The organism is Actinomycetota bacterium (assembly GCA_019347675.1).
Classification (GTDB): domain Bacteria; phylum Actinomycetota; class Nitriliruptoria; order Nitriliruptorales; family JAHWKO01; genus JAHWKW01.
On the sequence record JAHWKW010000005.1, the window covers coordinates 143485 to 165262 of the forward strand.

General features: G+C 71.4%; 15 protein-coding genes and 4 pseudogenes. 10 read left to right on the forward strand and 9 right to left on the reverse strand.

Annotation, left to right across the window (positions count from 1 at the left end):
* Window positions 1–82 precede the first annotated feature (82 nt).
* Genes KY462_04875 through pyrR form a run of 3 tightly spaced genes read right to left on the reverse strand, consistent with a single transcriptional unit; the run spans window position 83 to window position 3059 of the window.
* Window positions 83–1444, reverse strand: coding sequence for a dihydroorotase (locus tag KY462_04875; GenBank protein ID MBW3577067.1), 1362 nt, complete (start codon window positions 1442–1444; stop codon window positions 83–85).
* Window positions 1444–2472, reverse strand: coding sequence for an aspartate carbamoyltransferase catalytic subunit (locus KY462_04880; GenBank protein ID MBW3577068.1), 1029 nt, complete (start codon window positions 2470–2472; stop codon window positions 1444–1446). The genes KY462_04875 and KY462_04880 overlap by 1 nt, the downstream gene beginning before the upstream one ends.
* Window positions 2473–2477: 5 nt before the next feature.
* The gene (gene pyrR, locus KY462_04885) at window positions 2478–3059 is read right to left on the reverse strand and encodes a bifunctional pyr operon transcriptional regulator/uracil phosphoribosyltransferase PyrR (GenBank protein MBW3577069.1); all 582 of its coding nucleotides are present in this window, start codon (window positions 3057–3059) and stop codon (window positions 2478–2480) included.
* Window positions 3060–3443: 384 nt separating this feature from the next.
* Here pyrR and KY462_04890 point away from each other — a divergent pair, with 384 nt between their 5' ends.
* The 4 genes from KY462_04890 to KY462_04905 are packed head-to-tail and all read left to right on the forward strand — an operon-like array spanning window position 3444 to window position 11651.
* Complete coding sequence (locus tag KY462_04890) at window positions 3444–5006, forward strand: TIGR02677 family protein (GenBank protein MBW3577070.1); 1563 nt, start codon at window positions 3444–3446, stop codon at window positions 5004–5006.
* Window positions 5003–6262 carry a TIGR02678 family protein gene (locus KY462_04895; GenBank protein MBW3577071.1) on the forward strand — a complete coding sequence of 420 codons (1260 nt, stop codon included), beginning with the start codon at window positions 5003–5005 and terminating at the stop codon, window positions 6260–6262. The genes KY462_04890 and KY462_04895 overlap by 4 nt, the downstream gene beginning before the upstream one ends.
* Window positions 6259–10398: a TIGR02680 family protein gene (locus tag KY462_04900; protein MBW3577072.1), complete on the forward strand. Its 4140-nt coding sequence runs from the start codon at window positions 6259–6261 to the stop codon at window positions 10396–10398. Before KY462_04895 ends, KY462_04900 begins: the two co-directional genes overlap by 4 nt.
* Entirely contained in the window at window positions 10395–11651 is a 1257-nt protein-coding gene (locus tag KY462_04905; GenBank protein ID MBW3577073.1) for a TIGR02679 family protein, read from the forward strand. The genes KY462_04900 and KY462_04905 overlap by 4 nt, the downstream gene beginning before the upstream one ends.
* A 69-nt stretch (window positions 11652–11720) precedes the next feature.
* On the opposite strand, the gene KY462_04910 is transcribed toward KY462_04905, so the two are convergent.
* Complete coding sequence (locus KY462_04910) at window positions 11721–12677, reverse strand: hypothetical protein (GenBank protein MBW3577074.1); 957 nt, start codon at window positions 12675–12677, stop codon at window positions 11721–11723.
* 203 nt (window positions 12678–12880) lie between these two features.
* Here KY462_04910 and KY462_04915 point away from each other — a divergent pair.
* Window positions 12881–13203: pseudogene (locus tag KY462_04915) on the forward strand (NAD(P)H-binding protein).
* Here the strand turns inward: KY462_04915 and KY462_04920 are convergent.
* The 4 genes and pseudogenes from KY462_04920 to KY462_04935 form a co-directional block, all read right to left on the reverse strand.
* Window positions 13195–13638 (reverse strand): type II toxin-antitoxin system VapC family toxin, encoded by a 444-nt coding sequence (locus KY462_04920; GenBank protein MBW3577075.1) that lies wholly within the window; start codon window positions 13636–13638, stop codon window positions 13195–13197. The pseudogene KY462_04915 and the gene KY462_04920 sit on opposite strands and share 9 nt — an antisense overlap.
* Window positions 13635–13889: an antitoxin gene (locus tag KY462_04925; GenBank protein MBW3577076.1), complete on the reverse strand. Its 255-nt coding sequence runs from the start codon at window positions 13887–13889 to the stop codon at window positions 13635–13637. The genes KY462_04920 and KY462_04925 overlap by 4 nt, the downstream gene beginning before the upstream one ends.
* Complete coding sequence (locus KY462_04930) at window positions 13886–14287, reverse strand: hypothetical protein (protein ID MBW3577077.1); 402 nt, start codon at window positions 14285–14287, stop codon at window positions 13886–13888. The genes KY462_04925 and KY462_04930 overlap by 4 nt, the downstream gene beginning before the upstream one ends.
* A gap of 289 nt (window positions 14288–14576) precedes the next feature.
* Window positions 14577–15557: pseudogene (locus tag KY462_04935) on the reverse strand (ornithine cyclodeaminase family protein).
* Between the two features lie 1165 nt (window positions 15558–16722).
* On the opposite strand from KY462_04935, the pseudogene KY462_04940 reads away from it, so the two are divergent.
* Window positions 16723–17555, forward strand: a pseudogene (locus KY462_04940) (PhzF family phenazine biosynthesis protein).
* A 19-nt stretch (window positions 17556–17574) separates the two neighbouring features.
* Here KY462_04940 and KY462_04945 read toward each other — a convergent pair.
* The gene (locus KY462_04945) at window positions 17575–17937 is read right to left on the reverse strand and encodes an MmcQ/YjbR family DNA-binding protein (GenBank protein ID MBW3577078.1); all 363 of its coding nucleotides are present in this window, start codon (window positions 17935–17937) and stop codon (window positions 17575–17577) included.
* Window positions 17938–18029: 92 nt separating this feature from the next.
* On the opposite strand from KY462_04945, the gene KY462_04950 reads away from it, so the two are divergent.
* The 4 genes and pseudogenes from KY462_04950 to KY462_04965 all read left to right on the forward strand — a co-directional run.
* A complete protein-coding gene (locus KY462_04950) occupies window positions 18030–18404 on the forward strand; it encodes a PH domain-containing protein (protein MBW3577079.1) in 375 nt (124 codons plus the stop codon).
* Between the two features lie 745 nt (window positions 18405–19149).
* Complete coding sequence (locus KY462_04955) at window positions 19150–19314, forward strand: hypothetical protein (GenBank protein ID MBW3577080.1); 165 nt, start codon at window positions 19150–19152, stop codon at window positions 19312–19314.
* A 514-nt stretch (window positions 19315–19828) separates the two neighbouring features.
* Window positions 19829–21157 (forward strand): annotated as a pseudogene (locus KY462_04960) (ATP-binding protein).
* Window positions 21158–21186: 29 nt separating this feature from the next.
* A partial coding sequence (locus KY462_04965; GenBank protein ID MBW3577081.1) for an IS630 family transposase occupies window positions 21187–21778 on the forward strand: 592 nt, incomplete at its 3' end.

Sequence of the window (21778 nt, forward strand, 5' to 3'; positions counted from 1 at the left end):
CTGCTCCTCTCGCGCCGGTCCTGGATCCGTTCCGGCTCGCCCTTAGCAGACCGAAGACCCTCTCCGGTTGGCGGCGCGGCGCTCACTGGCACACCTCGCCGTCGCGGAGGGTGAAGCGTCCGCGCAGCAGCGTGTGCACAGGGCGGGCGGTCAGCTTCCGCCCGTCGAAGGGGGTGTTCCGCGACCGGGACCTGAGCCGGCGCGCGTCCACGGTCCAGCGCGCCTCCGGGTCGATCACGGTGAGGTTCGCCGGCCGACCCGGGCTGATACCGCCAGCGTGACCGTCGACGTCGCGCACCGCCGCCGGGCCGGTGGTGAACCGCGCCAGGGCGGTCAGCAGGTCCAGGTCGGGCTCACGGTCACCGTCGGATGCCACCAGCTCGGTGAACACCACCGCGAAGGCGGTCTCCAGCCCCAGCATCCCGCACGGGGCGTGCTCCCACTCCTGCTCCTTGTGCTCGAGCGCGTGCGGGGCGTGGTCGGTCGCGACCGCGTCGATGGTGCCGTCGGCGAGCGCGGCACGCAGCGCGCGGACGTCGCCGGCGGTGCGCAGCGGCGGGTTGACCTTGAGGTTGGGATCGAAGGTCGCGACCGCCCGCTCGTCCAGCGTCAGGTGGTGTGGGGTGACCTCTGCGGTGACCCGGACACCGCCGGCCTTCGCGGTGCGGATCAGCTCGACGGTCCCCGCGGTGGACACGTGCGGGACGTGCAGGCGTGCGCCGAGCCCGCTGGCGAGGATCAGGTCGCGGGCGACCATCACCTCCTCGGCTTCGCGTGGCCAGCCGGGCAACCCCAACACCGACGACAGCGCACCCTCGTTCATCTGGGCGTCCTCGGTCAGGTCGGGGTCCTCGCTGTGGTTGCAGATCACCGCCCCGAACGCCCCCGCGTACTGCAGCGCGCGGCGCATCACCAGCGCGTCGGCGACCGGCCGGCCGTCATCGCTGAAACAGTCGACCCGCGCCGCACACGCGTGCAGCTCGCCCATCTCCACCAGGACCTCACCGGCCAGCCCCCGGGTGATCGCCCCGACCGGGAAGGCATCGACCAGGCCGACCTCGCGGGCGCGGCGGTGGACCAGCTCGGCGACCGCGGCGGAGTCACACACCGGGTCGGTGTTGGCCATGGGGCACACGGCGGTGTACCCACCGGCGGCGGCGGCGGCGCTCCCGGTGGCGATGTCCTCGGCGTCCTCGAAACCGGGTTCGCGCAGGTGGGTGTGCAGGTCCACGAACCCGGGCGCCACCCACAGCCCCGCGCAGTCCACCACCGTGGCGGTGCCGCGATCCAGCTGCGGGGAGACCTCGACGATCGCGCCGTCGACGACGCGCACGTCAGCGATCTCGTCGCGGCCGGTGGCGGGGTCCACGACCCGTCCGGCCTTGAGCAGCAGCGCACCGTGCTCCGCGCCCCGCCCGGTGTTCGGCCGCGACCGCGCCACCATCAGCCGCGTACCTCCTCGACCGGCAGGACCGCGGACGTCGGGCCGTCGCCGCCGCCGAGCATCAGGTACAGCAACGCCATGCGGACCGCGATCCCGTTGGTGACCTGGTCGGTGATCACCGACCCTTCCCCGTCGGCGACGTCCGCGGCGATCTCCACCCCCCGGTTCATCGGCCCGGGGTGCATCACGATGGCGTGGTCGGGCAGACGCGCCCGCCGGGCCGCGTCGACGCCCCACAGGCGGGCGTACTCGCGGATGGACGGCAGGAACGTCCGCGTCACACGCGCCCGCGCCGGACCGCCGCCCCCGGGAGCGGCCAGCGGTGCGTCCGCCGCCGCACCATCGCCTGCGCCCATCCGTTCGCGTTGCACCCGCAGCAGGTACAGCACGTCGAGGTCGCCGAGCGCGGCATCCAGGTCGGTGGACACGGTCACACCCCAGCTGTCCACGGCGGGGGGCAGCAGGGTGGGCGGGCCGATCAGGGTCACGTCGGCACCGACCAGCTGCAACGCCTGGACCTCGCTGCGGGCGACCCGCGAGTGCAGGACGTCGCCGACGATCGCGACCCTCACCCCCTCCAGCCGGCCCAGGTGCCGGCGGATGGTGTACAGGTCGAGGAGCGCCTGGGTGGGGTGCTGGTGCCAGCCGTCACCGGCGTTGAGCACCTTCGCGTCGACCCACCGGGTGAGCTGCAGCGGGGCGCCGGACGAGTGCGACCGAACCACGATCGCGTCCACGCCCATCGCCCGCAGCGTCAGCGCGGTGTCCTTGAACGACTCGCCCTTGCTGACGCTGGAACCTCGCGTGGTGAAGTTGATGACGTCCGCCGACAGCCGCTTGGCCGCGACCTCGAAACTGAGACGCGTGCGCGTGGAGTCCTCGAGGAACAGGTTGCAGACGGTGCGGCCACGGAGCGTGGGGACCTTCTTGATCGGGCGCTCGGCGATGTCGCGCAGCTGCTCGGCGGTGTCGAGGATGGCCTCGACCTGGTCGACGTCGAGGTCCTCGATGGACAGCAGGTGGCCCAGCGGCTTCACCGTCGCCCCTCCCGGGCGACGATCTCGACCCCGTCCTCGCCGTCGATCTCGCGGAGCAGCACGCGCACGTCCTCGTCGTGGGACGTCGGCAGGTTCTTGCCGACGTGGTCGGCGCGGATCGGCAGCTCCCGGTGGCCCCGGTCGACGATCACCGCGAGGCTGACCGCCCGGGGACGTCCCACCTCCGACAGCGCGTCCAGAGCGGCGCGGACGGTCCGGCCCGTGTACAGGACGTCGTCGACGAGGACCACGACCCGCCCGTTGACGTCACACGGGAAGCGGGTCTCGCCCAGCGGGAGCGGGCCACGGCGCGACAGGTCGTCGCGGTACAGGGTGACGTCGAGCGCCCCGTGGGGGACCGCCACGCCCTCGATGCGCAGGATCGCCTCCGAGAGCCTGGCAGCGAGCGGCACGCCGCGCGTGCGGATGCCCATCAGGACGAGGTCACCCGCGCCGCGGTTGCGCTCGAGGATCTCGTGCGCGATGCGCGTGACGATCCGGTTGACATCGTCGGCGCCGAGGACACGCCCGGGGTCGCGCGTCGTGGCGGGAGCGCCCGTCGGGGCGTCGCTGGTCACGCTCTGTGTCCCTTCCCGGCCTCGCAGGACCGGTCGTTAAAGGGTTGTTGTTGCAGCGAGCGTACCGACCGCCCGCGTCCCCACCAACGATGTGACCGTCGCGGCCCGCTCGTCGGTCCATGCTGTTCGTCGTGATGCTCCTGAGGTCGTGGGAGGCTCCTGCGCGACGAGTGCGGACGGCAGCCGCACGCCGCGTCCTCCACTCGCGCGAGCCTCGCATGGGCGTAGTTACATGGTTAGCATCCGGCTGTGGGTGCGCGGAGAGGTGTCACAGCCGCATGGTTGTGTCCGGGCCGGCGAGACGGTTCCCACGCCAGGTTCCGACGCACGGTTCGACGCCAGATTCCGACGCCAGGAGACGCAGCGGTGGCCACCAAGGGGCGGCTGGACGTCTTCTCCTACCTCACCGTGGAGAAGGCCGACGTCTACCGCGCCGTCATGGGGACGTTCGTGGCGGCGAAGGAGCAGTTCCGCCTGCACCTGCGCGCCCGCGACCTCGCCACCGACCTGGCGCTCGACGACGACGCGGTGCGGGCGGCCCTCACACAGCTCGTCGAGTGGGGCAACCTCCGCCGAGACGTCGACACGGCCGAGGTCGCGACCGTCGAGGAGTTCAACCGGCCCCGGTACCTGTATCAGCTGACCGCCGAGGGGCAAGCAGCCGAGCGGGCGGTGCGCCACTTCGAGGACACGCTGCTCACGCCGGGCGAGCTCCAGACCACCGCCCTCACCGACATCGCCGATCTGCTGCGCGAACTGGTCGGGCTGGCGGGACAGCAGGCACCCGACGCCGGGAAGGTCCACCTCACGCTGCGCTCTCTGGCCGATCGTTTCGAGGAACTGACCGACCGGGCGCAGACGTTCATCGTAGGCCTGCAGCGCACGGTCGAGCTCCACGAGATCGACCTGGACGCCTTCCTGGCGTACAAGGACCGCCTGATCGACTACCTCGAGCGGTTCATCGGGGATCTGGTCACCGCACAGGCCACGATCGCGGCGCTGCTGACCGAGATCGAGGCAGCCGGGGCGGGGCGGCTGCTCACGCTCGCCGCCGAACGCGAGCTCAGCGACGCGCTGGACGTCGACGACGAGGACCGCGCCGCGACGACCCGCGACCGGTGGGACGCCCGGTGGCGGGGGCTGACGGCCTGGTTCGTCGCGCCGCCCGGCCAGGCCTCCCAGTCCGACGTGCTGCGTGCCCGCGCCCGCAAGGCCGTCCCCGACCTGCTGCGTGCGGTGTCGCAAATCAACGAGCGCCGGGTGTCGCGCACCGACCGCGCCGCCGACCTGCGCACCCTGGCCCGGTGGTTCGCCGAGGCGGAGAGCGACGCCGACGCGCACCGGCTGTGGCGGGCCGCGTTCGGGTTGACCTCCGCCCGCCATCTCGCCGTCGACGCCGACACCCTCGACGCGCGCGACGACGACCCCGTCGCCAGCAGCACCAGCTGGCTGGACGACGAGCCGCTGCGGATCTCGCCGCAGCTGCGTAAGACCGGACGCTACATCCGGCGCGGGATGCCCAAGGCGGTGATCGACCGCAGCCGCGAGAAGGCGCTGCTGGCCGCGCAGGCCGAACGAGAGGCCGCGCAGGCGGCCGCCGCCCGCCGCCGGCTCGCCACCGGCGGACGCACGCGACTGTCGGTCCTCGGCGACCTCGACCGGGCCGCGTTCGACCTGTTCCTCGACCTGCTCGGGGAGGCCCTGGCCACCAAGGTCGACCCCCACGAGACCGTCGAGGCGACCACCGCGGACGGCAGCATGCACATCACGCTGACGCCGACCGGGGACGGGGCGACCGCCACGATCCGGACCGCCGACGGTGACCTGCACGGTGAAGACCACCACGTCACGATCGTCGACCTGGTCGCCGGTGACACCGCACCCGACGTCGGAGGGTCGGGCCACACCGAAGAACCGCGACGCGTCCCGGTGGAGACCGGCGCGTGACCTCGACGGGGAGCGTCCGCCACCGCCTCGACGCGGAGACCGCCGACGAACGGCGCCGCGCCATCCGTGCACTGCTCACCCGTCCGCTGCTGCCGGCCGCCCACCACCCGGACGCCCACCGTCTGGTCCGGCGCCACGCCGCGTGGCTGAAGGACTGGTTCGCGCACGAGGCAGGCTGGACGCTCACGGTCGATGCGAGCCTGGCACGGCTGCGCAAGATCACCCCGACCCTGGACGACCGCACCCGCTGCGCGCGCGCCCGGGCGAGCGACCCCCCGTTCTCCCGGCGGCGGTACGTGCTGGTGTGCCTGGCGCTCGCGTATCTGGAGACCGCCGACCGCCAGACCACGCTCGGTCACCTCGCCGAGGGCATCCTCGGGGCGGTCGCGGCCGATCCCGCCCTCGCCGAGGCCGGGATCGACTTCGACCTCACCAGCCGCGACCAGCGCCGCGACCTCGTCGCCACGGTCCGCCTGCTGTTGGACCTCGGCGTGCTGCACCGCGTCGACGGGGACGAGGTCGACTACGTCGCCGGTCACGGCGACGTCCTGTACAACGTCGAGCGGGCGGTCCTCGCCACGCTCCTCACCGCGCGACGTCCGCCGTCCACCATCGAGGCGGCCGATCTGACCGGGAGGCTGGCCGCGCTGGTCGCCGAACCGGTGCCCGACACCCACGACGCACGCAACCGCGCGATCCGCACCAACCTCACCCGCCGACTGCTCGACGACCCGGTCGTCTACCACGACGACCTGTCCGACGAGGAGCTCGCGTACCTCACGCGGCAGCGGCATCGGATCGTCTCCACGATCGAGGAAGCCACCGGGCTCGCTGCCGAGGTCAGGGCCGAGGGCCTCGCGATGGTCGACGACCGCGGTGCCCTCACCGACGTGAAGATGCCCGACCAGGGCACCGACGGGCACCTGACGCTCCTGGTCGCCGAGCATCTGGCCCAGCACCTGCGCAACGGCGGCGGACCGGTCGCCGCCACCCACGTCGAAGCGGTCGTCGCACGCTGCGTGTCCGAGCACGCCGACCACTGGCGTCGCGACGTGCGCGAGCCGGGGGCGGAGGTGTCCCTGGCCGCGGACGCCATCGACCGGCTGGTCGCGCTGGGTCTCGCCCGCCGCGACGACCACGGCATCACGCCGCTGCCCGCGATCGCCCGCTACGCGACCGCCCAACCGACCGTCGCCGGTACCAACCGGACGTCGCTCCTCGACGCGACCACCTGCGACCGGAAGGACGCGACATGAACGGCTCCAACGGCTCGAACGGCTCGAACGGCCAGCGCCGCGCCGAGGATGGCCTGCCGGGCCCAGCGCGGGGCGACCGCTGGCAGCCGCTGCGTCTCGGCCTGCTCAACATGTACCGCTTCGATGCCGAGGAGTTCCGCTTCGAAGGCGGCCGCCTGCTGCTGCGCGGCAACAACGGCACCGGCAAGTCGCGGATCCTGGCCCTGACCCTGCCGTTCCTCCTCGACGGCGAGCTCGCCCCCCACCGCCTAGAGCCCGACCAGGACCCGGCGAAGCGTGCCGAGTGGAACCTGCTGCTCGGCCGCCACGACGACCGCCTGGGCTACACGTGGATCGAGTTCGGCCGTCTCGACGCCGGGGTGGCCCGCTACGTCACGCTCGGGTGCGGGATGCGGGCGGTGCGCGGCAAGGGGGTCGCCCAGCGCTGGTACTTCACCACCGAGCGGCGCGTGGGCGTCGACCTTGCGCTCGTCGCTGATGCCGGGCAGGCGCTGACCAAGGGACGGCTCGAGGAGGCGCTGGGCGAGCGCGGCCACGTCCACGACACCGCGAAGGCCTACCGTGCGGACGTCGACCGTCGCCTGTTCGGCCTCGGCGAGCATCGCTACGAGGCTCTGGTCGACCTGCTGATCCAGCTGCGTCGGCCGCAGCTGTCCCGCCAGCTCGACGAGGCGGCGCTGTCCGCCGCGTTGTCCGAGTCGCTGTCGCCGCTGCCCCAGGCGGTCGTCGACGACGTCGCCGAGGCGTTCCGCACGCTCGAGAACGACCGCGCCGCGCTCGCCTCCTTCGTCGCTGCGGCCGAGGCGACCCGAGCGTTCCTCGGCGCGTACCGACGCTACGCCGGGATCGCGGTCCGGCGGCGCGCGAAGGCGGTCACCTCCGCCAACAGCGCGTACGAGACCACGCAGCGCAGCCTGCGCGCCGCAGCGACCGCCGGGGAAGAGGCCCGGTCGGACCTCGACCGCATCGAGGGGGAGCGGCGTGACGCCCGCGAGGACGCGCGACGCCGGGGCGAACAGGTCCGGACCCTCGAGGCGTCCCCGGCGATGGACCGCGCCCGCGAGCTGGACCACGCCCGTCAGGACGCAGCCACCACGAAGCGCCTCGCCGACGACGCCGATCAGGACGTCGCGCGCGCCGGGGACGCGCTGGGTGAGCGCGAGCGTCGCCGTGACGCGGCCCGCACCGCCAGCGACCAGACCCGCCAGCAGGTACGCGAGGCGAGCCGGTGGGCGCAGGAGGCGGCGTCCGGGGCCGCCGTCGACGACGACCACGCGCGGTGGGTCACGGGGCTGGGTCTCCCCGACGTCCGTGATGGCGCGTCACGCCTGGCCGCCGGTGACCGACTCGCCGACGCGGTCGAGCGCCGCGGCCGCGGTCTGGCGCACCTCCGCCAGCTCACCGCCGCACGTGACCGCTCCGCCGGCGACGTCCGCGACGCCAGGACCCGGCTGGGCGCCCAGGTGAGCGCGCTGGCTGGTGCCCGCGACGAGGAGGTCGAGGCGGCCGCGGCCGGTGAACGGGCCGTGGCCGCAGCGCTCGAGCGCTACCGGCGCTGGGCGACGGAGGCGCGGGAGGTGCGGGCGGTGGACGCCGACGACGTCGCCTGGCAGCTGGAGGCGTGGCGCGCCGTCGACGACGGCCGCTCACCGCTTACCGTCGCCGTCGACGACGCGGTGGCCGCGGCGCGGGCCACGCTCGCCACCGACCGTGCCGAGCTCGACGGGCGCCGCGGTGACGCCGAGCAGGAACGCGCCGAGGTGGCGGCGGAGCACGAGCAGGTCGCGACGGCGCGGCACCTGCCGCCACCTCCGCCGCACACCCGCGACGCGACGTCACGACAGGGTCGGGCGGGTGCGCCACTGTGGCAGCTGGTCGAGCTCACCGACGGCGTCGCCGCTGAGGTCGCCGGGTACGAGTCCGCGTTGGAGGCCGCCGGCCTGCTCGACGCCTGGGTCACGCCCGACGGTCGAGTCCTCGACGCCGACGATCACGACACCGCGATCCTGGCGACGGGAGCGCCCGCCCCCGATGGCGGGCTGGCCCGCCTCCTGCGGCCGGCGATCGACCGCGACGATCCCCAGGCCGCCGCCGTCGGTGACGCCACCGTCGCCGACGTCCTGGCCCGGATCGGCGCCGCCCCCGACGCCGGTGAAGTATGGGTGTCCGCCGACGGACGCTTCCGGGTCGGACCCCTGCACGGCGTGTGGCACAAGCAGCAGGCCGAGCACCTGGGCCACGCTGCCCGCCAGGCTGCCCGACGCCGCCGGCTGGCCGAACTCGACCGGGTACTGGCCGCGATCGATGAGCGGCTGGACGGCCTGGCCGCAGACGCTGACCGCATCGACCGGCGCGCCGTGCGGCTCGCCGCCGAGGTCGAGGCTGCCCCGACCGACACCGCGATCCGCGCGGCCGAAGCCGCCCGGGCGCAAGCCGCAGCGCGCGTCGCGCGCCTGCGGGGTGAGGTGGCCGTCGGCGAGGAGGCGGTCGCCGCACGTCGCCGCGAGCTCGAGAAAGCGGAGCGCGCCCGGACCGAGGCAGCCACCGACCTGGGACTCGCCGACCACCTCGATCGGCTCGACGGGCTCACAGCTGCGCTCGCCGACTACCGCGAACGTCTCGCGCGGCTGTGGCCGACCCTCGACGGGCACGCCGCCCGGCTCGACGACCTCGACCGTGCCACGGCCGACCACACCGCGGCCGCCGCCGAGCACGCCCGGCTGGTGGAGCGGGCGGCGGCTCTGCGCGGCGACGCGATCGCCGCGGCGTCCCGCCGCGACACGCTGGAGGCCACCGTCGGTGCGGAGGTCGAGGAGATCCTGTCCCGCCTCGAGGACGCCAAGCGCCGGATGGAGGCGACCCAGCGACGCCTCGACGCGCTGCAGACCGCCCACGAGGAGGCCCGGGTCGCGGTCGGGGTCGCCGAGACCCGCATCGAGGACCTCACCGAGGCGCTGGCCGGCGACGCGGAACGACGTGGTCAGGCGATCGAACGTCTCGCCGCCGCCGTGCGTGCCGGGCTGCTGCCCGTCGCCGGCGTCGACGACGATGACGCGCGATCCGGGACGGCCGACGAGTGGTCCGCCGACCGGGCGGTGCGCACAGCCCGGCGCATCGACCAAGCCCTCGACGACGTCGCGACCGACGACGTGGCCTGGACGCGGACGCAGCAGACCATCCTCGGGCACTTCTCCGACCTCGAACGTGAGCTGCTGGCTCACGACCTGCGGCCGGCGGGCAGCTTCGACGACGAACTCTTCGTGGTGACGACGACGTTCCAGGGCGAGGTCCGCGCGATCCCCGCCCTCCGTGACCTGCTGGCGTCCGAAATCGAGAACCGCCAAGCGCTGCTCAGCGCACGCGAGCGCGAGATCATCGAGAACCACCTGATCGGGGACGTCGCGGCGCACCTGCACGAGCTGTTGCGGGCCGGCGAGGAGTGGGTGGCGGAGGTCAACGCCGAGCTCGAACGGATGCCGACCTCCACGGGCATGAAGCTGCGGTTCGCCTGGCGGCCGAGGTCGGACGGCCCGGCCGGGCTGACAGAGGCACGCCGGCGGATGCTCGCCCACCACGCCGGCTGGTCCCCCGAGCAGCGGCACGATGTCGGTGCGTTCCTCCAGGAACGCATCGCCGAGGTGCGGGGAGCGGACGACACCGGGACCTGGCAGCAGCACCTCGCCGAGGCGCTCGACTACCGCCTGTGGCACAGCTTCGTGGTCGAACGGCACCAGGACGGCGAGTGGAAGCCGCTGACCCGCCGCACGCACGGCACCAGCTCCGGCGGCGAGAAGGCCCTGGCCCTCACCGTCCCGCAGTTCGCCGCCGCAGCCGCCCACTACCGCAGCGCCGACCCTCACGCCCCGCGTCTGATCATGCTCGACGAGGCGTTCGTCGGGATCGACTCGGACATGCGCAGCAAGTGCATGGGGCTGCTCGAACAGTTCGACCTCGATCTGGTCATGACCAGCGAACGGGAGTGGGGCTGCTACCCGACCGTCCCGGCGATCGCGATCGCGCAGCTCACGACCCGGCCGGGGATCGACGCCGTGGGGGTGAGCCGCTGGGTGTGGAACGGTCGCGAGCGCGTCGCGGCAGGCGACGGCCAGGCCGCTATCCCCGCGCGGCTTGCGTGACTGGACCGGTCGCGGGCGACCGTGCGCGGCTCGAGCAGCTGCTGGGCGGCCCCGAGCTGGCCTGGCTCCGCGCCCGGGTGCGTGCACGCCTGGAGACGGGGCGAGCGGTCGGGGGCACGGCGACGCTCCGCGACCCGACCCCGCGCCAGCGCGAAGGCGTCGACCGGCTGGTCGGGCGCAGACCCACGTCCGGTGCGGCGCTGACCGTGCGGCTCGACGAGGTCGACGGGATCCTGCGCAGATCGGGGATCTGCGACGGTCTGGCCGCGGCGGTCGTCACGCTCGACGGCCCGGTGGAGGACCGGCGGGCTCGTCAGGAGGCCGAGGAAGCAGCATGGGAAGACGTGTTCGCCGACGCCGAGCGGTGGATCCCCGATGAGCCGTGGGCGGCGGCGTGGGTGCAGGAGGTACGCACCAGCGGGCTCGTCCGCCGCCTCGCGGGCGACCCGGCCGGGGGCCGCAGGCTGCTGCAGCACGCGACCGAGGTGATCGCCGCGCTCCCGGCCACAGGCGTCGGACGCGAGCGGTTGGCCGCGGCCGTCCTGTCCGACAGCCACGGCTTGGATGACGATCGCCCGATCGCCACACTCGTGCTGCGGGCGCTGCGCCACCGCCGTGAACCCCGACGCGCGGCCGGTCCGCTGCCGACCGGTGAGGAACGCCGGGCGCTGTGGGCCTCCGCCGGGATCCTGCTGGGGGAGCTGGCCCGCCCCGTCCTGGTCGTCAACCTGCTGGCTGCCGGGAGCGGCGTCACCGACGTGATGCTGCGAGCCTGCGGTGAGTCCGGGGAACCCGCCCGGCTCACCCTGCGCCAGCTCGTCCGCCACCCACCCGACCTCTCGCCGTTGCATGCACGGCGCGTGTTCGTCTGCGAGAACCCCGCCGTCATCGCCGCTGCGGCCGACACGCTGGCGGACGCGTCCGCCCCGCTGGTCTGCGTGGAAGGCCAACCGGCCTCCGCGGCGCAGACGCTGCTGACCCAGCTCCGCGACGCCGGCGCGGACCTGGCCTACCACGGCGACTTCGACTGGGCGGGACTGCGCATCGCAGGTCTGGTGATGGAGCGGTTCGATGCCCGGCCGTGGCGCTTCGACGCCGCGTCCTACGCCCGCGCCCCGGCGGGGCCTCGCCTCCACGGCCGGGCGGTTCCGGCCCCCTGGGATCCGGCACTGGCGCCGCGGATGCAGCGCCGCGGTGTCGCCGTCCACGAGGAACAGGTCCTCGACCAGCTCGTCGACGACGTGTGCCGGTAAGCGCCCGCGCCCACGACGTGGCCGGTGACGTTCATCGGGCCGACCGCGCACCGCGGGGGCACTCGACGGTCACATGCCGCCCACGGCCGGGCCGACCTGCGCCGGGTCGACCAGCACGTGCCCGCCCCGGCGACCGCGGTCGTCGTCCCAGCGACGGAACCCGGCTACCACGTACCCGCGGCGGAGGTACGCCAGGAAGGCTCTCCGGACCTGCAGCCGCCAACGCGACGCCGCGTCCATCCCGAGCTGAGCGCGGACCCGGCCGAGGTCGGCGGGGACCTCGACGACGACCGCGACGGCGTCGAGTTCCACCAGCGGCTCACCTGCGGGCAGCGTGACGTCGACGTCCGACCAGACCGTCGAGAACACCAACTGCGGGGAGGACGGCGTGGGGGCATCCGGGGCGCTGGGCGTGTCGGTTGCACCGCCCCCGAGCGCGGCGGGCCACTGGACACCGCTGCGGGCGACGTAGCCGGCGAACCGGCGCCGGACACGCGCGGCGCGGAGCGACCAGTCCAGCCATAGCCGGTCGGTCGGGAGGTCTTCGTTGAGCGGGTCGCGCATGCGACCGTAGTAGTCGACGAGGTACCGACGGCTGGTCCCGCCGAGCTTCTCGAGGTTGACGTGGGCGTTGCGGGCCTGCAGCGGATCGAAGGTCCACGTGATCTGCTCGTGCCCGGCATCGAGCGCCAGCGCACGCTGCAACCACTTCAGCGTCTCGCCGACCTGCCGGTCGCGTGACCCGGGAGACACCGCGGTCTGGTGCGAGTGCAGCCAGACCTGGCCACGGTCGTGGGCCGGGAACCCGTAGCAGAAGCCGACGCACGAGCCGCTCATGTCGTCGAAAGCGCCGATCAGGATCGCGCCACAGGATGCGGCGGCGATCAGGTGCGAGGCCGGCGTGACGTTGGTCGGGCCCCAGATCTCGGCCTGCAGATCCACCACCTGCTCGTAGTCGCCGGCGTCCCGGTCGAGGGGCCGGTAGATCACGCCACGGTGCGTCAGGTGCGCTTCGGGGAGGCCCATCCGTCGACCGTACCCAGCAAGGGACGGAGTCAAGGCCGTCCTGGCGTCCGACGCGTTCACAGCATCACGGGCCGGGGCCGGTGCGGTGTCCGGGGGGTGCAGGGTGGGGCGCCCGTGGGCCCAGGTGACCTGTACGGCGGCGCGGTGAAGCTCATCGAGGCCTGCCGGCGTTCGGGTGTCGCCCGGTACGTCAGGTCAGCGGGATGGGAGCCGCTGATCCGCCAGCCGGCGACGACGTGTTCGCCGTCTCCCTCCGCGCCAAGGCGCGGGCCGACGACGAGCTGCGCTCGAGTGGCCTGCGCTGGACGATCGTGGCCCCGGACACCTCACCGAGGACGCCGGCACGGGGCGCGTGACGCTGGCCGAGCACGTCGAACGCGGTGAGGTCCCGCGTGACGACGTCGCCGCGGTGCTCGCTGCGGTCGCCCGCGACGACCGAACGGCCGGGCACGTCCTCGAGCTCGTCGCCGGCGGTACGCCGATCGACGAGGCGGTCGACGCCGTCGTCAGCGGACGGTCAGCGTGAACTGCCCACGGCTCGTACGGCGGAGGTGAAGTCGGCGTCCGCCGGGTCGAGGTGGGTGAGGCCGTCGATGCCCGCGAAGGCGCGATCCGCCGACGCGACGGCGGCTCCCAGCCGCAGCGCCCGTGCCGCCAGGACCGCGTCGAACGCGCCGAGACGCTCGTCCGACGCGAACCGGTCGAGTCCTGCCTCGAGGTCGTCCTCGGAGACGGCAACGAGCGGGTGCAGCAGCTGCCGGTAGCTACGTGCGAGCCGCGCGGCGTCCTCGCGTCCGCGTCGGCGCGCCCGGACGTGCGCGAACCCCTGGATCACCTCCACGGTCGTCGTCGCACGGACGCTGGCGGAGGCGACCTCTGCCAGCAGGCTCCGACACGGGTCCGCCAGCGGGTGGTCGCCGCCGACCGCGTACACGAGGATGGTCGTGTCCACGACGATCACCCGGAGCGCGCTCGGATGGCCTCGAGCTCGGACGGCAGCTTGTCGGGCTCGGGGACGTCCATGGGGGCCGCCTGGAGGACCGTCCGGAAGGCTGCTTCGCGCACCTCGCGCTCGAGCGGCACGACGAGGTCGATGCCCTCACGCACGACGGCCGCGACCGTGACCCCGCGTTCGCGCGCGAGCGCCTCGAGACGGTCCCACTGCTCCTGCTCGAGGAGCACCTGGAGCCGCCGGGTCTTCGGCATGCTCATATAGTAGCATGTCGCGGGGAGCGCAGACCTGTGTCGGTCAGCCGGACTCGCAGCCCAGCCCGTCGTCGTCGTTGCCGTCCAAGCGGTGCGGGTCGGGCGGCAGGACGCGGAACCGGCGGTGGGAGATGTCGCCGCAGTCCAGGTCTGTGGTGGCGGTGGGATGCACACGTCGGGGTAGGCGGGATCGCAGCCCTCACCGCCGCCCCCGGTCGGCTCATCCGCCGGCGGCGGTGGCGGCGCGGCGCACGCCGTCCACATGCCCTGCCGGCGTCGCGCGCACTGGTCTCGGCGGTGCGCAGACGCTCGATGTAGCGGTCGTTGGGCTCGTACCGGACCGCCTCGCCGAACCCGTCGGCGACCATCCGCTCGTTGACGAACGTCCCGTCGGCCGTCCACACGTGGCGGAGGTAGCGGTTTCTCTGTACTTGCCAGGAACGGCTATCAGTGACTGTGCGTGCGCCGGCTCGCCACTGAGCAGGGGCAGCGCCCCGGTCGTGAGCTGTTGGTGGATTCGCTCGACCTGGGCCTTCTTCTCCCCGATGTGTTGCAGATCCAGTTCGAGCTTGGGCCTCTCCCAAGAAGTGCTGCTGGCGGGCTTCCTCGAGGCGCTCCTCGGTGTTTCGTTCGATCTGAAGCAGCCGTGGCAGCTGGGCAGGGTCCATAGCCAAATCGTCGAAGAGGTCGGTGTTAAACCTCCACTTCGGTGCCGGCGCCGCGCTGGCGGGCAGCGTCAAGGACCAGCGCGGCTGCCGCCGCGTCCTGCACTGCCACGCCGACCGACTTGTAGAGGGTGATCTGCTGTGAGGAAGTGCGGCCGGCGACAGTCCCGGCGACCAGCTCGCCGATCTCGGCGCGGATGTGATCGGGCCCTATGAGCCCGTCACGGATCGGCCAAAGCAAGTCGTTGGAACCCGCCGGCGGGGGTGCCAGGACGGAGGCGCGGGATTCGACCACCACCAGCGCGTCCACGATGGTGGGGGCGTCGACCTCGCGGCCCTCGGGGTTGTAGCCCACGGAGGTGACGTGGGTACCCGGAGAGAGCCAGGCCCGACGCACGACCGGCGCAGGGGAATGGGTCGTGGCGCAAACCACGTCGGCGTCACGCAAGGCGGCCACAAAGTCCGGCGCCGCATCCACCGGCACACCGAGCTCCGTGGCGAGCTCGGCCGCCATTCGCCGCGCCTTGTCAGGGTCGCGGCCGGCGACGCGCACACGCCGGATCGGGCGCACCCGGACGACAGCACGAGCATGAGCCCTCGCCTACACGCCCGTGCCTAGGATCGCCAGCGTCTTGGCATCCGGACGGGCGAGAAGCTTCGTTGACAGCGCCGAACCTGCAGCCGTGCGGGCGGCGGTGATGGCCGTGCCGTCCAAGAAGGCGATCGGCGTGCCGTTCGTGGCATCGAAGCAGACGATCACGGCTTGGTGGGTCGGCCGGTCGCGATTGTGCGGGAACAGCGAAACGAGCTTCGTGGTGAGCGCCCGGGACGACGGCAGGAACGCGGGCATGGCCACCAGCAACGCGTCGCGATCCACCACCCGAGCCGCGATCCGAGCCGGCATCGACGCACGGGCCGCACTCAGATCCGCCATCGCCGCGCCTACGGCCTCGACCAGCCGGTCGAGGTCGAGGAGCGCCTCGACCTCACCGCGACTCACGACCAGCATGCCCACGCACCCTCCGCTGCGACCTGAGCCTGAGCCTACGGCCGAGAACTGCTGCCATCGCCAAGGACGACAATGGTTGCGGTCATACGGGCGGAACTCTCATCTGAGGCAAGATTCCGTCGGATCCGAGATCCTATATTTCACAAGGGTTCGTCCGTCACGGCTGTGCCACCCGGACGAGGACGGCTGGTCCTTGCGCGAGCGCCTCCACGTTTGTGAAGTGACGGAGGACGAAGGCCTTCGACGCGCGGTTTTGTTCTTTGACTCGAAGTCTGGCACCGAGCGGTCGACGGAAATCGCAGGTCCTGGCGGGATGGACGCATGCGGATCCTGTCGAGCGTCGTTGGGTGCGAGCAACGATCGCGAGCAGCGCAATCCGGTGGCTCCTCCGCCAGAGCAAACAGCTCGCCGGAAGCGGGCGTGGGGGAACCAAGGGCGGCCGAACAGTTTGGGCAGGGTTGCGTCGCACCTTCGTCCGCCCGCCGCCCGGCGCGGTCTGGACGGGCCAACGAGACGTGAGTCGCACGCCGCGCCATCGTCCTGCTCGGCTCGCTGATTGTCGGCTCCTCTGCGCTACCGCTCGCTCAGCAGTCCGAAGGTCTGGCCCTCAGGGTCGACGACGTAGGCTGCTTTAGCGGCACTGAGTCGGCTCCTCGCCGGCCCCTCGCCTGCGGCTCCCAGTGCACGGGCGCGGTCAAGGTAGGTGTCGGCATCCGCGACGGAGGCCACGAGCGCGGTCGTCAGGTGGATGGGCTGGCCAGACCGATCTGGACCTGTGGCTCGCTGAGATGAAGGCATTCACGCGGTTCGAATATGACCTTCTGCCAGCAGGACGTTCCAATGATCGAGCAGCACTCGCAGGTGAAGATTTCCAGCTGAGGCTTACATGACGCCTGAGCACTCTCCGTAACCCACGGACCTGACCGTAGTTCGGTTGACGAGGTCGTAGCGGTCGGTGTCCTCGGGGTCGGTGTCCTCGCGGTCGGCGACCAGCCTCGGCGCCGACCCCGCCGAGCAGCTCCGGGAGGTGACGCGTGGCCTCGGGGCCGAAGCACTCGGTCGAGGTGGTGGCCTCCGGCGAGTCGCACTCGAGCACGCGGACCTTCGCGCCTACGGTGCGGTTCCGGCGTGTGGTGGGAGGCTGGCCGTGCAGCACGCGTTCGAGATGGTCGACGTGTTCTCCCCCGAGCCCTACCGAGGCAACCCGCTGGCAGTCGTGGTCGACGCCGAGGGGCTCAGCACCGAGGACATGCTGCGGATCACGCGCTGGTTCAACCTCTCCGAGTCGGCGTTCCTGCTCCCTCCCTCCGACGGGCAGGCGGACTACCGCGTCAGGATCTTCACACTGTCCGGTGAGCTGCCGTTCGCCGGTCACCCCACGCTCGGCAGCTGCCACGTGTGGCTGCGAGCCGGCGGCCGACCGGCACGCGACAACACCGTCGTGCAGGAGTGCGGCGCCGGACCGGTGCGCCTGCGCCGGACCAACGACGGTCTGGCGTTCGAGGCCCCGCCACTGGTCCGGTCGGGACCGGTCGACGACCTCCTCCTCGAGCGGATGGCGGCGGTCCTCGGCGTCGAGCGGGACGCGATCGTCGACGCGGAGTGGGTAGACAACGGACCCGGCTGGGTGGCGGTCCTGCTGCCGGATGCCGAGTCGGTCCTGGCGGTCGAGCCCGACGTCGCCGTCCACGACGGGGACGGCCCGCTCGACGTCGGGCTCGTCGGGTTCTACCCGCCCGGGTCACCGTCCGCGTACGAGGTGCGCGCGCTGTTCCACGACGAGCGCGGCCGATGATGGAGGATCCCGTCACCGGCAGCCTCAACGCGTCCGTCGCCCAGTGGCTGGTGCGCACCGGCCGTGTCGAGCCGCCATACGTCGTGAGTCAGGGCACCCGGCTCGGACGCACCGGCCGGCCTCGGATCGACCAGGACGGTGAGGGCACCATCTGGGTCGGTGGCGGCACCACGACCCTGGTTGCCGGCACCCTCCAGGCGTGACGCCCGGCGCCACTGTGACTCACTCGTGTCCGTCACGCAGTCCGCGTCGGACGTCCCGTGGCAAACCGTCGACGACGGCGTCCCACGACGCGTCGATCCAGTCCCGCACCTCGTCGTCGTCGACGGTGCCGTCCAGGGTGACGGTGTTCCAGTGCCGCTTGTTCAGGTGGTAGCCCGGCTGCACCGCGTCGTAGGTATCCCGCAGGATGAGTGCCCAATCCGGATCGCACTTCACGCTGATCGTCAACGGCTGGTCGTTCTCGCCGATGATCGCGAACACCTTCCCGCCGACCTTCATGACCAGGGCGCCGGGCCCGAACGGGTAGCTCCCGGCGGCACCCGGTTGCGCGAGGCAGTGCGCACGCAGGCCGGCCAGGTCCATCACGACGCTGAGCGTAGGTCGCCTCGCGTCTGCCACGGCATCTCGACCGTTTCGGTGCACCACGACGGCCGAAGACCGACGAGGAGCGAACGATGGGTCTGCTCGACAACCTGATGGGGAACGCTTCCGACGTCGACGCGGCGAGCGTGCAGGAGGACCTCTCCGACCTCCTCCTACCCGACGAGAAGGTGGAGGTCGCCTTCGCGGTGTTCCGTGACCTGTTCGTGTTCAGCAGCCGCCGCCTGCTGCTCGTCGACAAGCAGGGGATGACCGGGAAGAAGGTCGAGTACCACTCGGTGCCCTACCGCGCGATCACGCAGTTCAAGGTCGAAACGGCCGGAACGTTCGACGCCGAGGCGGAGCTCGAGATCCACGTCTCCGGCGGCGCGGCACCGATCCGCAAGACGTTCGGGAAGAAGTCGAACATCATGGGCGTCCAGAAGGCGCTGGCCGAGCACGTCCTCTAAGGCCTCCTCTAGGCCGAAGGCAGGGCTCGACCTTCACGGTCCCCGTCACCGACCAGGCCGGCGCGGTCCGAACGCCTCCTCGAGGTGCCGTGGTGGGGCATCGTCGGGCACCGGCGTCCGAGGATGGACGCGTAGGCCGGCCTGGAGCGTGGTGACGACGAACCCGTTGTTCGAGAAGGACGCGGCTGGCTGCGACTCGGCCTCCCCCAGCCACCGGGCCCAGCGGTCACGCGATGGGGGCCGGTAGGAGGTCCAGGCCGTCGCGCACGCCGCCGAGGTGGGCCTCGCGACCGCACGGTCGATGGCGATACACCACGTGACGCAACCTTCGGCGGCCAACGGGTCGCCGTGCGTCAAGAACGAGACCTCGGTGGCCGCCGCGGCGATGGCGTCGCGTCGCCGAGGTGGGCGAGGGCGACCGGCGCGGCGGGCATGAGGCTGCCGTTGCCGGCGGCTCGCCCCGGGTCCCGTTCGTAGTACCGGCGGGCGGCGCCCGGCAGTTCGCCTGGTGAGCACACGCTTCCCAGCACCTGGCTCGTCGAGACGCCGACGTCCTTCGGCCCGCCCTGAACCAGTCCAGGAACCACCGGTCGACCGCCTCGACGTCGACGCGACATCGTGCCCGTCAGGTGTGACGCTGCGCACAGCTCGGCGGCTGGTGTGCTGCCGGCTCAGGCAGCGAACGAGAACGGCACAACGAGCTCGACGCCGTAGCGGTCTCGCACCAGCCCGGTGTCCGGAGTGCGTGAACGCGGTCGAGGAACTCGACGCCGACGGGATGGCCGTCCGGGTCGCGGTCGACGTGGAGGACGTCAGTGAGTTCATCGGTGCGAGCGACAACCGCGTACTACTCCTGGTGGCGGCTGATCCTCTGGCTACGGGTGGGGACCAGTACAAATCACCACACTAGGGCCAAGACAAGTTGATAAACCTACGTACGGAGTTGCAATGGCTTCTGCGCGTCACGAGGCGCCCGAGAGCTCGAAGAAGACCAACTGTGGGGCAGCGGCGATCCTCATTGGGGCAAGGCTGAATCCAATGCCGCACGTCACAAAGAGCTGGTTCCTAGGAGCCCCATAGTCCTGTGGGGCGAAGCCGTCGACGACGACTTGCGGCTCGTCGGACATGAGTGCCAGGTATGACCAGCTCTGTAAACCGGGTAGCGCGATCTGGCCGCAATGGGTGTGCGCGGCGACCGCCAACGGAGCGTGTCCTGAGGGGATGGCGGGGAAGGAATTGGAGTTCGTTCCGTCTCGGCGATTTCTCGCGGTTCGCCCAGTTCCTTGCACAGAGCTCAGCGCAACAAGGACGTGTTCAGGCACGACTCGATGAATTGCTCGCTCAGCTAGAAATGCCGACCGATGGCTGAACGGAACCCCACATACATCGGGAGAGTAAGGCACGTCCTCGGCGCTCGTGTGACAATCGCTCTCGATCCGAATCTCGCTGGTGTAGCCCCCATCTACCGAGGTCGGCTGATGCCCGTGGGGCAGATCGGATCGCTTGTCCGAATCCCCCAAGGCCTCGTGGATCTGATTGCCACCGTCACGCTTGTCGGAATAGCGGAACTAAGCGGCCCTCAAGCTCCGCTCGAAGCCCTTCAGACTGGAGAGCGTTGGCTTCAGGTCCAGTTGCTAGGAGAAATTCAGGGAGCGTCTGGACAGTTCCAACGCGGGGTCGGCACATACCCGGGCCTCGACGATCCTGTCCACTTCGCAACAGCCGCTGAACTCGCGGCGGTGTTTCCGCCTCCAGGACCTGGGCATCTACAGATCGGACGGCTGTCGGCAGCCGAGCAGGTTCCCGTCTCCTTGGACGTTGGAAGGCTCGTGACGCGACATGCTGCCGTCGTCGGCTCGACTGGTGCCGGCAAGACGAGCGCGGTCGCGACCATCCTGCAAGGGTTCGCTCGTGGTGGCTGGAAATCAGCGAACATCGTTGTCATCGACCCGCATGGTGAGTACGGCGAGGCACTCGGCGACGATGCCGAGGTTCGATCCGTCCTAGGCACCGGCGATCAGAGATTGCAGGTCCCCTACTGGGCGCTACCAGCCTTGGATGTCCTTCGCGTGTTCGCGGGAACGACTGGAGGCGGGACAACAGGCAAGATTCACGGAACTCGTCGCTGACGCGCGTCGTGAATTCGTGGCATCAGCTGACTGGTTACACCTAGATCCGGCGGCCGTAACGGCAGATACGCCCGTGCCCTTTGACTTGAAGGCCGTCTGGCACGAGCTCGACGGCGAGAATCGCGAGACAGTAGCAACGAAGGGTGACAGGGAGAGTGCCGAATTGGTGAAGGTGGGTGACGCGGCGAGCCTGACTCCGGCTGAGTACGTTCCCCATGGGCCGGGAGCACAGCCTCCCCACCAAGGTCCGTTCTTCGACGTCCATGGGCGAGTGCCAGAGTTGCTGAGGCTCGGACTGCAAGATCCTAGGCTCAAGTTCCTCCAGGAGCCAGTAGGAGAATTTGAGGGGCCGGACCCGCTTGTACCCGCGATGCACGACTGGCTGGGGGGCACGAAACCCGTCTCCGTTCTCGACTTCAGCGGAGTACCAGAGCAAGCGCAGAACTCGCCATTGGGGTTGTGATGCACTTGCTCTTTGAAGCCGCCGTTCGTACACCAGCCGATAGTGGAGGCATAGGCCGACCTCGACCTGTGCTAGTGGTTCTCGAGGAGGCTCACAGATATCTAGTGTGCCGTCCGCTAAATACGGTAAATAATGGCTGGGCGGGTGTAGATTCCCTGTGACGGGCTGATGGTGGCGACCAGGAGCTGGCATGGGGCGTGCGGGGCGACCGACGGTGGCGATCGAGCTGAACGACGACGAGCGGCAGACCTTGCAGCGGTGGGCGCGGCGGCACACGTCGTCGCAGGCGTTGGCGTTGCGCTGCCGGATTGTGTTGGGCTGCGCGCAGGGTGCCAGCAACGTCGAGGTCGCGGCCGAGCTGGGGTGCAATCCGGTCACGGTGGGCAAGTGGCGGCGCCGGTTCGCCGAGCATCGCCTGGAGGGGCTGGTGGACGCTCCGCGGCCTGGCGCCAAACGCACCATCTCCGATCAGACCGTCGAGGCGGTGGTGGTCGACACGTTGGAGTCCGCACCTGCCGACGCGACGCACTGGTCGACGCGTGATCTGGCGAAAAAGCACGGGCTGTCCAAGACCACGGTGGCTGAGATCTGGCGGGCGTTCGGGCTCAAGCCGTGGCAGCAGGACTCGTTCAAGGTCTCTCCCGATCCAGAGCTTATCGAAAAGATCCGTGACATCGTGGGGTTGTATCTGAACCCGCCAGAAGCGGCGGTCGTGTTCGCCGTGGACGAAAAACCCCAGATCCAGGCGCTGGACCGCACCGCCCCCACGTTGCCGATGCTGC